The organism is Paenibacillus sp. FSL R5-0486, assembly GCF_037975155.1.
In the GTDB taxonomy this organism is placed as follows: Bacteria; Bacillota; Bacilli; order Paenibacillales; family Paenibacillaceae; genus Paenibacillus; species Paenibacillus amylolyticus.
Genome location: NZ_CP150237.1, coordinates 6,527,508 through 6,542,179, shown reverse-complemented (window position 1 = coordinate 6,542,179; position 14,672 = coordinate 6,527,508). Strand labels below are relative to the sequence as shown.

The window sequence follows — 14,672 nt, the reverse complement described above, 5'->3', positions numbered from 1 at the left end:
ACTGTAACCATTCATGATCCAGTTTCTTTTAAATCAAGATGTTAGATGGAACATTCAGTATTGGCGCGCTTTGTCTATCTCTAATCTCACATCTCACTTTCAAAGAACCTGGGTGGTTTAAATCTGCATTATCCAGTCACATCCTATATCCTTTCTCTCACCGATAAATGCACTTCATAGAAAGATTGACCCCTACAGCCAATCCAGACCAGTCTACCAACACCCATTCCGGAGCTTTCGAGATTTGGCTATATATGCGGAGAGTGCTAGCCGTATGGAGAGCGCAGGGGACAGAAAAGACTTTAGAAACAAAGTGTCCGCCTTTACTACCGGATTTCACCATTCCGGAGCTTTCGAGATTCGGCTATATATGAGGAGAGTGCTAGCGTATGGGGAGCGCAGGGGACAGAAAAGACCTGTAGAAGCGAAGCGGCCGCCTTTATCACCGGATTTTTCCATTGGGAGAAATAATCAGGAAATCCGGGGATAACAGCCGGTCGAAAGGTTTTCTGGCCCCGAAGCGGCGCACGCACTAACCACTCACCCTTCACATATATAGCACTCTCTGAAACCTCCGTGAAAATAATTAGAGTCGCGCGTGTATAAAAGAGTTGCACCCGGTAACACTTGTTACTGAGGTGATTAACATGAATGAACAAAACAAAAAAACAAACCAAGAAGAAACTCCTAAAACAACTCAAGGAGTACCGGCTAGTCAGCCCTCTTCATGGAAAAGAGCAATGTCCAAACGCTGGGTCTTCCCGGCAGCCTACATCGCAGCAGCAGGCATTATACTAACCTTAGTGTGGGTCTATCAGGGCACAGGCGACAAAACGCTAAACTCGGACCCTGCTAGCGGGGTAGTAGAAACAGGCGCATCGGCGGGTACAGAAGGAACAGCAGTAGGTGGAGAAGAAGAAAGTGTGGAAGTTGTTGCAAAGTCGGAGAATTTTGTATGGCCGGTAGCGGTACCGTCCGAAATTTCGGTAGTGAAACCTTTCTATGATAGCGAAGCTTCAACCGAGGAACATGAAGCGGCAATGGTGCAGTACAATGATACATTCATCCCGAACACGGGTGTGGATCTGGCACGTGGGGATAACAAAACGTTTGAAGTCAAAGCAGCACTCGCCGGTAAAGTTACCCGGGTTGAGCAAAATCCGCTCACAGGTCAAGTTGTGGAAATCACACATAGCAATAACCTGAAGACGGTGTACCAAAGCTTGGCAGACGTCAAAGTGAAACAGGACGACGAAGTGAAACAGGGAGATGCGATTGCATCCGCTGGCGTCAATGAATTGGGTAAAACGCTTGGCAACCATCTTCACTTTGAAGTGTACGAAGACGGACAGCCGGTTAACCCTCAAGGATATCTTCCGGAAAAATAAATGAATTTTACCGCAGCAACATGACGGGCAGGGGGTTAAACCTCTGCTCTTTTTGTGCTTTTCAGAAAATAATGGGACCTTCGAAGCTTGTCACACCTCTAAACCGCGAATATATAGGCATGCTCCTCATATAATGTACCAAACTATCCACACAGTAGGGAGGCGGGAGCGTGCACGATTACATCAAGGAACGGACCATCAAAATTGGTCGCTGCATTGTTGAGACGAGGAATACGGTCCGTACCATAGCCAAAGAATTCGGCGTGTCAAAGAGTACTGTGCATAAGGATCTGACGGAGCGTCTGCCGGAAATCAACCCTGATCTTGCTGACCAGGTGAAACACATTTTGGAGTATCACAAGTCGATCCGCCATTTGCGGGGCGGTGAAGCGACCAAAATTAAATACAAAAAAACGAGTGGCAAGAAACGTGAGGTGTTGGCTTCCGCCAAATCGTAAGCATCTTCACAAAGACGTAGGCCAAAAAGCTCACACATGCATTGAATCCCTCCCCTGAAGTATGATATGTTAAATGCTGGTACAGGATCGAATTATGACATCTTATCAGCCCGATTTTTACATATATATGTTGCACTTTGTCGAACGAGCGGTGACGTGATAAGGGACTCTTTTTCACAGGATACGCTGACCAAATAATATCACTTTGGGGGCTCTTTTATGTTTAGCAAGGATATCGGTATTGATCTTGGCACGGCCAACGTGCTTATTCACGTGAAAGGAAGTGGGGTTGTCCTCGATGAACCTTCCGTCGTGACCATTGAAAGAGATACGAAGCGTGTCCTTGCTGTTGGGGAAGAAGCGCGTCGTATGGTGGGGCGTACTCCAGGTAACATTGTTGCCATTAGACCGCTGCGTGACGGCGTTATTGCGGATTTCGAGATTACAGAAGCGATGCTCAGACATTTCATTAATCGTGTGGGTGCAAGAAGCTGGTACAGCCACCCTCGAATTCTGATCTGTGCACCAACGAACATTACTTCCGTGGAGCAGAAGGCCATCCGTGAGGCGGCAGAACGCAGCGGTGCCAAAGAAGTGTTTCTGGAAGAAGAGCCGAAAGCGGCAGCGATCGGTGCGGGAATGGATATTTTTCAGCCGAGCGGCAATATGGTCGTGGATATCGGCGGCGGTACGACTGACGTTGCAGTCCTTTCTATGGGCGACGTGGTCACCGCCTCTTCTATTAAAGTCGCAGGGGACAAGTTCGACGAAGCCATTATCAAGTTTATCAAAGCCAAGTACAAGCTCATGATCGGTGAACGGACCGCTGAAGATATCAAAATTGCGATTGGTACCGTACATCCGGGTGGACATCAAACGGAGATGGACATTCGCGGACGCGATATGGTATCCGGCCTTCCTGTTACTGTAACGATATCGGGAAATGAAGTACAGGAAGCACTTTGGGATTCCGTACAATCCATCATCGTGGCAGCCAAATCGGTATTGGAACGTACACCGCCTGAATTGTCAGCGGACATTATCGACCGTGGTGTTGTATTGACTGGCGGAGGTGCGTTGCTGAACGGACTGGACGAGCTTTTGTCCAATGAATTGCATGTACCGGTATGGGTTGCGGAAGATCCGATGCACTGTGTCGTGAAGGGGACAGGCATAATGCTTAATAATTTGGATCAGGTGGTTAAGAAAAAGTTCTAATCTGCCGATATAAATAGCAAAGGTTCGCCATGCTCGGAAAGCAGAACGGACAAGCAGCCAACCTGTGACAGGTCAAGCGCTTGAGGAGAGGGGTTAATTCATGTTAAGAGGTCTGTACACCGCTACTGCGGGAATGATTACGCAACAACGCCGCCATGACACAGCAACACAGAATATCGTAAATATGAACACCACGGGATATAAACAGGTGAACAGCGTAAGCCGTTCCTTCCCGGAAATGCTCATTACTTTGGTAGGCGGAGATGCAAATCTTCCAACAAAGCGGCTGGGCAAGCTGAACACGGGGGTGTTCGCGGAAGAGAGTTTGTCCATGAATTTGCAGGGAACCATTATGGAGACTGGGCAGAAAAATGATTTTTCCATTTCATCCAATATGACTGTCAATGATCCGCAGACTGGACAACCTGTCCCGTTTGACGCATCAGGCAAATTTGTACGGGCCGACGGCACGGTGACTTACCAGCCTCAGGCGTATTTTACAGTTCAGGATGCAGAAGGTAACACCGGATACACACGCGATGGTCACTTCGAGATCACTGGAACGGGACAATTGCTGAGTTCAACAGGTTCACAAGTGTTGGATAATAATGGACAACCTGTAGTGTTGACAGGTTCTGTGGAGCAATTTAAAGTGGATGAGCAAGGCCGTTTGGTAGATGCAGCAACGGGTGCACCAACAGGGGTTACTCTTGGCATTAGTGTCATTGACCAGCCGAATCAACTGGTTCGTCAAGGTAATGGCAATTTCAGTCTCAGCGATGCAAACGGGGCAACGTCCCGGATGATGGCTGCTGGTGATAATGTGCAGATCCGTCAGGGATACCTGGAAGGTTCCAATGTTGATGCCTCACAGGCAACGGTTGATATGAACGCCGCATTCCGTGCGTATGAAGCAAACCAGAAGATCGTACAATTCTACGACCGCAGTCTGGATAAAGCCGTCAATGAAGTCGGGCGTGTATAACGCCGACGTTTAAATATAACCGCGCAGCGGAGAGCCAAACGCCCTTTGCGTAGCAAAGCAGAGAGGCTCACGCGAAGCGCAAACCAAACGCAGCCGAGCCTATGCGAGGAATGCGTAGCAGTACCTGAGCGCAGCGACGGTCTCGACAGTCCTTTGCCGAGCAAAGCAAGGAAGAGACCCCGCGGAGCGCAAGAGCCTAGACGCAGCCGAGCCTATGCGAGGAATGCGTGGCAGTACCTGAGCGCAGCGACGGTCTCGACAGCCCTTTGCGAAGCAAAGCAAGGAAGAGACCACGCGAAGCGCAAACCAATCGCATCCGAGCCTATGCGAGGAATACGTAGCAATACCTGAGCGAAGCGACGGTCTCGACAGCCCTTTGCGAAGCAAAGCAGGGAAGAGACCACGCGGAGCTACACGCCGCATAAAGAGCGTGCCCGACTATGATTCAGCCATGTGAAACGATGGCGGGAATCATAGTCGGGCAGTCGCGGCGAACACACACCACCGTCACTTAGCAAGATCGTACCCCACTTACCTAATCCGCCTGTTTCGGGAGTCCAGAGGGCAGCGCCATCTGGGGCCCTCCCTACTAGGGAGGGTTTGGGAGGGTGGACAGGACACAAGGGAGGGTATACCACCAATGAATAATTCCATGATTAGTGCCAAGGTTTCCATGACTGCCATACAGCAGCGTCTGGATGTCATTTCCGATAATATTGCCAACGTGAATACGGCAGGCTATAAGAGCAAGCAGGCGGCATTCGAGGATGTGCTGACCCGGGTTCAACAACAACCGGACAAGTACAAACTGGATGGACGTTCCACACCGATGGGATATAACCTCGGTTTTGGTGCTCGTTTGGCAGATGTAACGAAGGATATGTCTCAAGGCCCCTTGAACGAGACTGGTCTTCCGACCGATCTGGCCATTGAAGGAAATGCGATGTTTGCAGTTGAAGCGAATGGGGAGAAAATGTGGACACGTCAGGGTGCATTTCATTTTGTACCTGATACAAGACCTAAGCCTACTCCGAATTCACCTGATATGATGGTAATGGTCAATGGCGAAGGCCACTTTGCCCTGGATCGTCAAGGCAATCGTATTACGGCACCGAATAATAGCAAAGTTGCTTTTGATGAAAATGGCAACCTGTTAATCCGACGCGGTAATGCGGCAAACGCAACCATTGGAGCACAGTTGCAAGTGGTAGACATTGAACGTCCTGAGGGGCTGGTGCAGTTTGCGGATAACCTGTTTGGTCTGGATGCGGGATTAACCGAAGATGATGTATTTGGCGCTAATGCAGCTACACGTCAAGCAGCGGCCTTGATCCGACCAGGATTTCTGGAGCAATCCAACGTTGATCTGACACAGGAGATGTCTTTGCTTATGCAAGGACAGCGGACATATCAGCTGGCGGCAAAGGCGCTAACTTCAAGTGATTCCATGTTGGGTCTTGCCAACAATATGAGAGCGTAAAAGGTGAATGTGATGACAGAAACACAGCAGCAGAACAGTAAGCCGGAGAAAAAGGAAGTCAAGAAGAAGAAGAGTGGATGGCGCATCGCAAGATGGTTCCTGGTTCCGGTCCTGCTTGTTCTTGCCCTCGCTGGCGGAATGGTAGCTGGATATGTGGTACTGGGCAAACAGGATATCGGTTCCGTATGGCAATGGAGTACATGGGAACATGTATATAATCTGGTATTCGCTCCATAATGTAACGAGTTAAGCGAAAACTCCTGCGCAGGCAGGAGTTTTCTTTTTGACGTTGAAAACAGTATAATGATGGATGACGTTTGACGTCACAAAAGAGGCCTCCCCTGCGAAAGACATTCGTCATCGCGAAGAGAGACCCCTTATCTTAACCTTCACTACTGCAGTCATGAAGGATATAACTAGTGTTAACCGAAAATATGCTTTCCATACAAAATTTAAAATTAAAAACCTTTTATATGAGCTTCGACTTTGTCATAATCAGGTTTTCCATGTCCGCACTAAAGTCAGTGAAGGGAACGGAATCGTTCGAAAGAAGCGAAGCGCTCGCCTTTGTTTCCTAATGTTATCCATCTGAAAAATAGTTCAGAAACATTAGGAAACAACAGCGATCGAAAGAACGATCCGTAACCGTAACGGTCACCTATGCGCACATGAAAAATCCATGATGAAGAACGCTCATATAAACATCCCGAGAGGAGATTACACTGTGCTCGATATCAAACAGATTCAAGAAATCATCCCGCACCGCCCCCCGTTTCTGCTGGTGGACAAGATTCTAGAGATTGAGGATGGCAAACGTGCCGTTGGTTTGAAAAACGTAACCATTAACGAACCTTTCTTCATTGGTCATTTCCCAGAGTATCCCGTAATGCCGGGTGTACTGATTACAGAAGCGCTAGCTCAAGTTGGTGCGGTAGCCATTCTGAATTTGGAAGGCAACAAAGGCAAAATCGGCTTTTTGGCGGGACTGGACAACTTCCGATTCCGTGGACAAGTTGTGCCCGGAGATACGTTGATTCTGGAAGTGGAGATTACACGTCTGAAAGGTTCTATCGGTAAAGGTAAAGCAACTGCCCGAGTGAACGACAAAGTGGTCGCTGAAGGCGAGATCATGTTTGCACTGTCTGACCCAAGCTGATTACATACGTGAGCATTGACATCATGCAGGAACGTAGACGGACCGAATGATGCAAGATGTTGAAGTAACTCAGCACACCTGAATTTATATAGACGGAAGGGGTTTATCGGAATGGAACAGTTAAGCACAGCAGCAGCAGAGACGTTGCAGCAATGGTTGGAGGATGCTTCGATTGATGAAGCAACGAAACAGGAGCTTCGTGACTTGCAGGATCAGCCGAAAGAGCTGGAGGAACGTTTTTACAGAAACCTGGAGTTTGGTACAGGTGGATTGCGCGGGGTCATTGGTGCGGGAAGTAACCGGATGAACCGTTACACCGTAGGTCGGGCAACGCAAGGATTTGCGCGTTATTTGCTTGAGCAGCATGGTGACCAAGAAGGCAAACCTTCTGTTGTCATTGCTCATGATTCCCGCCATTTTTCACCTGAATTCACACTGGATGCTGCGCTTGTACTGGCTGGAAACGGCATTGTAGCCAAGCTGTTCCCATCCCTGCGTTCAACTCCTGAGTTGTCATTCGCAGTGCGTCATCAGAAGGCAACTGGCGGGATCGTTGTAACAGCGAGCCATAACCCACCGGAATATAACGGCTATAAAGTTTACAATCATGAGGGCGGTCAATTGGTACCGGCTGAAGCGGAAAAGGTCATTCAGTACATTCAGGAAGTACCTTCCCTTGCTGATGTGAAAAAACTGACGCAAGAAGAAGCAGAAGCTCAAGGGCTCCTGATCTGGTTGGGTGAAGACCAAGATCAAGCGTTTGTGGATACCGTAGCAAGCCGCAGTCTGAGCCGCGAACTGATCCAATCCGGCATAGGCCGTGATTTCAAAATCGTTTACACACCGCTGCACGGAACAGGCAACATCCCTGTACGTCGCGTACTGGAGCAGATCGGATTCGAGCAAGTGCACATTGTGGCTGAACAGGAACAGCCGGATGCTGAGTTCTCTACCGTGAAATCCCCTAACCCGGAAGAACGCGAAGCGTTTACGCTTGCAATGAAGCTGGGAGAATCCGTGGGCGCTGATATTCTGATCGGAACAGATCCGGATGCAGACCGTATGGGTGCTGTGGTGAAAGACAACGATGGCAAATATTTCGTCTTGTCCGGTAACCAGTCTGGTGCCATTATGGTACATTACCTGCTCAGTCGCCTGCAAGAGACAGGTACACTGCCAAGCAATGGTGCGGTTGTCAAAACAATCGTAACAAGTGAGATGGGTGCTGTTATTGCTGAACATTACGGTGCAGAAGTGATGAACACACTGACGGGCTTCAAATATATTGGTGAAAAAATGAACCAGTTCGAAGCAACAGGCAGTAATACATTCTTGTTCGGATATGAAGAGAGTTATGGCTACCTTTCCGGTAACTATGCCCGTGACAAGGATGCTGTCCTTGCCTCGATGCTGATTGCTGAAGCAGCTGCGTATTATAAGAGCCAAGGCAAGACGTTGTATGATGTCTTGCAAGAGCTGTACAACCAATTCGGATATTTCTTGGAGAAGCTGGAGTCCCGTACGCTGAAAGGCAAAGACGGCGTGGCTCAGATTCAAGCCAAAATGACGGACTGGCGTACCAATCCGCCACAAGAAGTAGCGGGAATTGCGGTACAAGATGTACTGGACTACTCCCTTGGTCTGGACGGTCTTCCGAAGGAGAACGTACTGAAGTTCATCTTGGCAGACGGTTCATGGTTCTGCTTGCGCCCTTCGGGAACAGAACCGAAGATCAAAGTATACTTCGCCGTGCGTGGAGAGAATTTGGAAGATGCGGAAAGCCGGATCGAGCGTCTGGTGACTACAGTGATGTCGCGTGTAGACGCACAATAATACGAATGCAACAATGAGCAAGAACATGAGAAGGCCTCTCCGCACCGTAAGGTTGGTTGGCGGAGGGGTTTTTCTTTGAAATAATATTACAGATGGATCTATATAAATTGAACTGAACATTTACACGAGAACGTAGAGGGCAGAAATAACCTGAAGAAGTGAAACGTTCGCCTTTATCACCAGATTTTCACCTTTATTAAAAGTGAATCAAAAAAATCGGGGGATAACAGCGATCGGAAGGTTGTTCTGCCATCGAAGTGGCGAGTGTAAATAATGCTTTAGTTCAATCTATATAGCATATAAGAAGGCTTGTTGACACAAGCTGTTTGTAACCTATTGTATGAATGTTAAATGAACGAATTACTTGAGCTGAACGTGCATTTGGTTCCAACACTTGAGGAGGTACATGTAGTGCGTCAAAAATGGCTTTATTGGAATAACGCTTCTCGGAAGTGGTTGTGGCTCGTCGTTATCATCGGTCTGGTTGCGTCCATCCCTGTAATCAGTGATCGGGTGCAGACAGAATCTTCTGCCAAAAAGGTGGAGCTTGTCTTCAACTATCGAGGTCTGCTGGATATTTCCGCCTATCAGGCACATCCGCAAGATTTCATGAATGAACAATTGACTCGTCTAAAAGACGCAGGCGTAACAACGATGGCTGTGTTCGAAAGTACATTGGACGAGCTGAGAAAGACACGCCGACTAATGGTATATAACGGCCAGGATCTCGCGAACCTGACCAAAGATGTGATCCCTTCTAATGCAAATTACACGTATGTGTTATTTACATCAGAGGAAAACGCACAGACGTATACCCCTATTATTGAACAAACGTTCGCTGATCGGCAGATTCCGGTAGTACCATGGGAATATGAAGGTCGTAGCGGCTTAATATTGCAGACTCCTCCGGAGAATGCCAACATGCAGCCTTTGCAACCCGATCCGGTTGCCGTGAAGATGCTGCGTGATAAAGGTTTCTACATTTTGCCGCGGATCTCGGACAGTGTGCCATACAGCCAAGAATCGATGGAGCGCTTGCTTACCTTCTTCGAAGAGAATGGCGTAAAGCGCATCTTGTTTGATGGTGATGCTGTGAAAGGGTACAATGATAATGCAGAGATGAAAAGTCTCGACCAATTCGCACAGTTGCTGAACAAGCACAATATTGGTCTTGCAGCCATCGAGAACTTGAAGAAACCACAGTCTGGTTTCCAGACTCTTGCGTATAAAACGGATTACAACGTTACGCGTCTGTACTCGCTTAGTGATGGAGATGCCAATCTGGACGTAGACACGATTGCTGACCGTTTTGTTCTCGCAACCAAGGATCGCAACATTCGTATGCTCTATATGAATGCATCACCAAGCCGGAATACAGCAAAGGCCATGATTACAGATCCAATTGAGAATCTGATCAATAGCCTGGGTGAGCCGGGTCATGCCGTAGAACGCATGGCGAAGCATGGATTCGAGCTAGGACAAGCTGAGGCATTTACAGTTAAGGATTCTTCGATTCAGCGTTATGCCAAGCTGGTTGCTCTTGTTGGTGCAATTGCCATGATTGCACTTATGGTTTCTTATTTTATCCCGCTACTGACCTTGATCGCATTTGTGGTCGCTTTGGTGGGCAGTGCAGGATTGTTCCTCTTGAAACCAATGCTGCTGGAGCAAGGAATCGCCTTGCTTGTGGCAATCGCCGCGCCGACCATAGCGATGGTGCTGGCCGTTCGTACAGTGAACTATCAGCAACAGCGTCAACCCGACGCATCTGCGGGTCGTCGTTTGAAACAGACATTAGTTTTATATGTAAGAACTTCGATTCTGTCATTCCTGGCGGTACCTTTTGTCATCGCATTGCTTAACAGTATTACGTACAGTCTGGTGATTAACCAGTTCCGCGGCGTGAGTCTGTTGCACTTTGCACCGATGGCACTGGTGGCGATCTATATTGTGTTTTACCGGGGTGCGGGATCGTTCTCTATTAAACAAATTAAGAATATTCTTCGTACACCGATTACCGTTGTGATGGTTGTGCTGGGACTTGTTGCTGCCGTTGTTGGATATTACTATTTGAGCCGTACAGGCAACTCGGGTTCGGTAACACCATTCGAGATGTTCCTTCGTGTTGTGTTGGAAGATACGTTCGGTGTACGTCCGAGATTCAAAGAATTTATGCTGGGACACCCGCTGTTTATCGTTGGCGTGTTCGCCGCTTTAAAATATCGTAAAGTCATCTTTGTGCTCATTATTGCAGCGATTGGACAGTTGTCCATGGTGGATACGTTCGCGCATATCCATACGCCGGCTGTATTGTCACTCATTCGTGGAGTGATGGGATTGGGACTTGGCTTAATCTTCGGTATCATTGCTGTGGGTGTGTGGCAAGTAGCGGAAGGATGTTGGAAAAAATGGTCACCACTTCTCAAAAGTTAGTCATCTCGGGGTATTACGGATTCCGCAATAGCGGAGACGAAGCGGTGCTAAAGTCGATTTTGACAGCGCTGGAAGAGGAAAGCCAAAGGTCGAACATAACCATTGAACCTATTGTTCTCTCAGGTGATCCCGAGTCGACAACCGCCATGTACGGTGTGCGCTCCGTGCATCGCATGAAATTGAAGGAAGTCCGTGAAGCACTCAAGGAGAGCGACGGGTTAATCAGTGGCGGAGGAAGTCTATTGCAGGATGCAACTGGACTGAAATCCATTCCTTATTATCTGGGTGTAATCAAGCTGGCCCAGTGGCTGAAAAAACCAACGTTTATCTATGCACAGGGGATTGGTCCTGTGAATCGTAAAATTTTTAATCCGATGATCAAATCGGTCTTTAAGGCCTGCACCTATGTATCCGTTCGGGATGAACAATCTGCAGACTACCTGCGTGGGCTCGGGTTACAGTGGAATCAGATCCATGTTGTACCCGACCCAGTAATGGGCTTGCCATTACCTGAAACAAATTCGAAGGCTGTAGCTGGCGCTACTTCAGCAGATGCTGCTAACCAGGCTAATCGAGTGGAACCTTCAACTGGAGGACATACGAAGCTTCCTGTGATCGGCGTTTCGGTACGTTTTTGGGAGTCAGACCGGAAGGAACTTACGGCTATTGCCGCCGGATTGAAAAAGCTGTGCTCCAAAAGAGCCGTGCACTTGCGTTTTCTACCATTTCATTTGCCAGTTGATGAACAGGCTTCACGATTCCTTATGGAAATGCTCGGTGATGTGACCAGTAAAGGCAGTGAGATTAGCATCACACAGGATATGACCGATCCTCAGCTTATGCTGGAGGAAGTCAGCAAGTGTGATCTCGTCATCGGTATGCGTCTGCACAGTCTGATCTATGCAGCTTCGCAATATGTGCCTCCGGTGGGTATCTCGTATGATCCGAAAATTGATCAATTCCTGCTTCGTCTGGACAGTGAACCAGCAGGAAATACGGATACACTCGATGGAGATAAACTCGCCAAGACTGTTGTTGGACTGCTGGATCAACGTTCACAGTGGTTGAAGGAACATGAAGAAGGCATCACCCAACTGAAGCAGGAAGCCAGAGTGCCTGCACAGCAGATTATTAACTATTTAGGCCGCAAAGGATGAGATAAAGATGAGTCAGACCGGATCAATACCTACCGTTTCGATCTACGGCATTCCTTTTTCCAAACTGACGATGAAAGAAACGGTAAAGGTTCTCCAGGAAGCTGTGCTGTCCAAACAGACACCACATCAGGTCATTACAGCCAATCCCATTATGGTTATGGCCGCATTGGAAAATCCCGCAATTATGGAAGTTATGCAAGCTGCGGAATTGATTGTTCCTGATGGAACAGGTGTCGTATGGGCTGCAAACTATTGTGGAGATCCTGTAGCTGAGCGAGTGCCGGGTTTTGAGCTTTTACATGAATTGCTGCGTGTTGGAGAAAACTATCGATGGGGCGTATATCTGCTGGGTTCCACCCCTGAGGTGATTCAAGAAACGGCAGTTCGGTTACAACAGCAATATCCGGCGATTCGAATTGTGGGTTATCGCGACGGTTATTTTGGTCCGGCTGAGGATGAACAGGTCATCGCTTCCATTCGGGAAGCGGCACCTGATCTGTTGTTTGTAGCACGTGGGGCGGACACCCAAGAACCGTGGATTCACAAGCACAAAGATGCACTGCAGGTTCCCGTAACCATGGGCGTTGGCGGAAGCTTTGATGTGATTTCGGGTAAAACCAAACGTGCGCCTGTCCTGTTCCAAAAGTTAAGACTGGAGTGGTTCTATCGCTTATTGCGTGAACCAAGCCGGGCTGGCCGGATGCTTGCGCTTCCGAAATTCGCTGTTAAGGTGATGCGTGACAAAGAAAACGTGACGAAAGTCCGTTAAAAACAGGTAATTGCGAGATAAATGCGTGTTTTTGCTAGAAATTGAGGATGGCTTTTCGGGTGTGATGAGCGTATAATTCATTCCGGATTACATGTGTGCCACTCCATGAAAAACGGAAGTTGTTGCATACGGCCACTTCGATGTCAGAATAACCTTTTGATCGCTGTTATCTCTGGATTTCTTTTATCCACCTTTACAAGGTTGAAATCCCGCGATAAAGGCGAACGCTTCGCTTCTACAGGTTATTTCTGCCCTCTCCGTTCTGGTGCAAATTGCATTTTTCATCAAAAGTGACTAACAAATAATTTTTATATATAAAAAGAGATCAGGGGATTTATAATTTCGTACAGGTATTATAATTGGGGGTCGAATGTTCAAATGGTAGCGATCTTTATCATTGGATTTATCGTGTCAATGGGACTGGCTCTTGCCCTGACACCACTTGTCAAAAAGTTCGCAGTCCGCATTGGCGCAATGGATACGCCGAATGCACGTAAAGTACACACACGGATCATGCCTCGTCTTGGTGGTCTGGGGATATTCCTGGCCTTTATTATTACAGTGGCTGCATTGCTTCCGTTTGTATCGGCATGGTTCACGACTCGGGATATGAGTTTTGTCAGCGCGTTTCTGATTGGTGGAACAATTATTGTACTGATCGGCGCACTCGATGATCGGTTTGAACTATCGGCCAAAGTGAAGCTGCTTGGTCAGATCGTTGCTGCTTCTGTCGTTGTATTCGGATTTAATATCCGGGTAGATTTCGTTAACATTCCGTTTCAGGATTCCTACTCTTCACTCGAAGCTTGGGTATCCATACCGCTGACGATCTTCTGGATCGTTGGTGTAACGAATGCGATTAACCTGATTGATGGTCTGGATGGTCTGGCAGCCGGTGTATCTGGTATTGCAATTGGTACCATTGCCGTAATGTCATTCCTCATGGGTAACATGATGATTGCCTTGATGTGTCTTGTATTGCTGGGTAGTATTATCGGATTCCTGTTCTTCAACTTCCACCCGGCCAAGATCTTCATGGGGGATACCGGATCACTATTCCTTGGTTTCTCTCTGGCAATGCTGTCCATGCTGGGATTCAAACAAATTGCTATCGTGTCCTTTATTACACCGCTGATCATTATCGGTGTGCCGCTCTCGGATACCTTCTTCGCGATTATCCGTCGTGCGGTACAACGGAAACCGATTTTCGCACCGGATAAAGGTCACCTGCATCACTGCTTGCGTGAACTTGGATTCAGTCACCGTCAGACGGTACTGATCATTTATGGAATTGCCGCATTCTTCGGAGTTCTGGCGATTATCCAATCTTCTGCTGCCATGTTTGAAGCGAATTGGGTAACATTTGTGGTCATCTGTATCATGATGTTCTTCCTCCAAGTGGGAGCAGAAGTTATCGGACTTGTTAGCAAAACGAGAAGACCGGTTATTAACTTCCTGATGCGCATGCGCGTTAAGCTGAATCCGGAGACCCGTTCGAAATCATAAATAGATAAATGTAATGGTTACAGTTATTCTTGAATATTATTCCAGACCCAACCTTATCCCTTGTGGATAAGGTTTTTTGTTTATTTTGAGATTTTTACTAAATAATTGGAACCTTTTGCCGATATATAAAGGTAACTGACTTAAAAGAGGAGAGATGATATTTAATGCAACAAAAGAAACGGCCGTTGGTCTGGATCATGTTGGTCACCATGGTGTTCTCATTGTTCCCACAAGGTCTATTCGGTGGTTCCGTTGCTTCGGCTGCGGATTCATTTACGACTTATTTTAC

12 protein-coding genes are annotated in these 14,672 nt (G+C 47.7%); all 12 read left to right on the top strand.

Translation table 11 applies throughout. From position 1 onward, the window contains the following. The first annotated feature begins 647 nt into the window (after window positions 1–647). The 12 genes from MKY01_RS28970 to MKY01_RS28915 all read left to right on the top strand — a co-directional run bounded on the left by MKY01_RS28970 (window position 648) and on the right by MKY01_RS28915 (window position 14,383). Window positions 648–1,388, top strand: a complete 741-nt coding sequence (locus MKY01_RS28970; protein WP_339284479.1) for a M23 family metallopeptidase — start codon at window positions 648–650, stop codon at window positions 1,386–1,388. 170 nt (window positions 1,389–1,558) lie between these two features. Continuing rightward, a complete protein-coding gene (gene spoIIID / locus MKY01_RS28965) occupies window positions 1,559–1,846 on the top strand; it encodes a sporulation transcriptional regulator SpoIIID (RefSeq protein ID WP_024632710.1) in 288 nt (95 codons plus the stop codon). Between the two features lie 219 nt (window positions 1,847–2,065). Beyond that, on the top strand, window positions 2,066–3,064 hold the full coding sequence (locus tag MKY01_RS28960; RefSeq protein WP_036612542.1) for a rod shape-determining protein: 999 nt from the start codon (window positions 2,066–2,068) through the stop codon (window positions 3,062–3,064). 100 nt (window positions 3,065–3,164) lie between these two features. Continuing rightward, a complete protein-coding gene (locus MKY01_RS28955) occupies window positions 3,165–4,049 on the top strand; it encodes a flagellar hook-basal body protein (RefSeq protein ID WP_105600129.1) in 885 nt (294 codons plus the stop codon). A gap of 640 nt (window positions 4,050–4,689) precedes the next feature. After that, entirely contained in the window at window positions 4,690–5,529 is an 840-nt protein-coding gene (locus MKY01_RS28950) for a flagellar hook-basal body protein (protein ID WP_076319216.1), read from the top strand. A 12-nt stretch (window positions 5,530–5,541) separates the two neighbouring features. Then, window positions 5,542–5,766, top strand: a complete 225-nt coding sequence (locus tag MKY01_RS28945) for a DNA-directed RNA polymerase subunit beta (protein ID WP_017691949.1) — start codon at window positions 5,542–5,544, stop codon at window positions 5,764–5,766. A gap of 487 nt (window positions 5,767–6,253) precedes the next feature. After that, window positions 6,254–6,685 carry a 3-hydroxyacyl-ACP dehydratase FabZ gene (gene fabZ / locus MKY01_RS28940; RefSeq protein ID WP_036613058.1) on the top strand — a complete coding sequence of 144 codons (432 nt, stop codon included), beginning with the start codon at window positions 6,254–6,256 and terminating at the stop codon, window positions 6,683–6,685. Window positions 6,686–6,796: 111 nt separating this feature from the next. After that, window positions 6,797–8,518: a phospho-sugar mutase gene (locus MKY01_RS28935; RefSeq protein WP_339284477.1), complete on the top strand. Its 1,722-nt coding sequence runs from the start codon at window positions 6,797–6,799 to the stop codon at window positions 8,516–8,518. A gap of 411 nt (window positions 8,519–8,929) precedes the next feature. Next, a complete protein-coding gene (locus MKY01_RS28930) occupies window positions 8,930–10,951 on the top strand; it encodes a DUF5693 family protein (RefSeq protein WP_339284475.1) in 2,022 nt (673 codons plus the stop codon). Continuing rightward, window positions 10,927–12,108 (top strand): polysaccharide pyruvyl transferase CsaB, encoded by a 1,182-nt coding sequence (csaB, locus tag MKY01_RS28925; protein WP_339284473.1) that lies wholly within the window; start codon window positions 10,927–10,929, stop codon window positions 12,106–12,108. The genes MKY01_RS28930 and csaB overlap by 25 nt, the downstream gene beginning before the upstream one ends. 7 nt (window positions 12,109–12,115) lie before the next feature. Further along, window positions 12,116–12,877, top strand: a complete 762-nt coding sequence (locus MKY01_RS28920) for a WecB/TagA/CpsF family glycosyltransferase (protein ID WP_076254027.1) — start codon at window positions 12,116–12,118, stop codon at window positions 12,875–12,877. A gap of 378 nt (window positions 12,878–13,255) precedes the next feature. Then, complete coding sequence (locus tag MKY01_RS28915; protein ID WP_036667762.1) at window positions 13,256–14,383, top strand: MraY family glycosyltransferase; 1,128 nt, start codon at window positions 13,256–13,258, stop codon at window positions 14,381–14,383. The last annotated feature ends 289 nt before the right edge of the window (window positions 14,384–14,672 follow it).